Here is a 904-nt window from a genome sequence, read left to right as displayed (position 1 = left end):
GGCCTGGCGCAGCTCCTGCACCTTTGGGTGGGTGGCTGGCACCGAGTCAAGCATCGGCAGCTCGTGTGGATCGAACAGGCGGGTTTCCGCCCCGAGCTTTTCCAGCAGCCGCTGCGCCTCCAGCGCCAGCTTGCGGCTGAACGACTGAGGCCGCAGCGAGCCGTACAGGATCAGGATGCGCGGGCGGTGCGGCCGCGCGGCCGGGTCGTTGAGCTTGGTGGCCGTCGGGATGTCTAAGGCACCTGGGACCACGTTGGGGATCTGCTGCACGGGGTTGTCCTGCGATATCGATTCCATTATTCTAGAATTATGGAACATAACACTGCAACCCACGCTCTTGCTGCCCTGGGCCACGCCACCCGCCTGTCGATCTTCCGCCTGCTGGTACAGGCCGGCAGCGGCGGCAAGCTGGCCGGTGACATTGCCCAGACGCTCTGCTTGCCTGGCGCCACGCTCTCCTTCCACCTGAAGGAACTGCTGGCTGCGGGACTGATCAGCGCCGAGCAACGTGGCCGGACCATCTGCTACCGGGCCGAGTTCGTGGCAATGAACGAGCTGGTGGCCTACCTCACTGAAAACTGCTGTGCCGACGAACAGGCCTGTGAACGCCCCGCAGGCTGCTGACCAACCCACCTTAGAGATCGCTCAGATGACCCGTCGCGTCCTGTTCTTGTGTACCGGTAATTCCGCTCGCAGTGTGTTGGCCGAATCGACCCTGAAAAAGTGGGGCCAAGACCGCTACGAGTCCTTCAGCGCCGGCAGCCAGCCGGCCGGCCGTGTCAACCCGTTTGCCATTGCTCAGTTGCAGCGCGAGGGTTTCCCGGTGGACGGCCTTCGCAGCAAGTCGTGGGACGAGTTCGCCGAAGCGGATGCCGCGCCGATGGATCTGATCGTCACCGTCTGC

At 64.0% G+C, this 904-nt stretch carries 3 protein-coding genes; 2 read left to right on the top strand and 1 reads right to left on the bottom strand.

Annotated elements, in window-relative coordinates:
* Positions 1-270: NADPH-dependent FMN reductase (locus AC2A1N_RS13815; protein WP_484372608.1), on the bottom strand; the 270-nt coding region annotated here is incomplete at its 3' end.
* Between the two features lie 39 nt (positions 271-309).
* Between AC2A1N_RS13815 and AC2A1N_RS13810 the strand changes: the two genes are divergently transcribed.
* Together AC2A1N_RS13810 and AC2A1N_RS13805 are read left to right on the top strand one after the other, a co-directional pair.
* Positions 310-624 (top strand): ArsR/SmtB family transcription factor, encoded by a 315-nt coding sequence (locus AC2A1N_RS13810; protein ID WP_005420865.1) that lies wholly within the window; start codon positions 310-312, stop codon positions 622-624.
* A 25-nt stretch (positions 625-649) separates the two neighbouring features.
* Positions 650-904, top strand: a 255-nt coding sequence (locus AC2A1N_RS13805; RefSeq protein ID WP_484372606.1) for an arsenate reductase ArsC, incomplete at its 3' end; no start/stop codon positions are given.

This window comes from Stenotrophomonas maltophilia group sp. SKK55 (assembly GCF_057179845.1).
The sequence above is the reverse complement of the archived record's forward strand: the minus strand, read 5'-3'. Positions and strand labels throughout refer to the sequence as shown.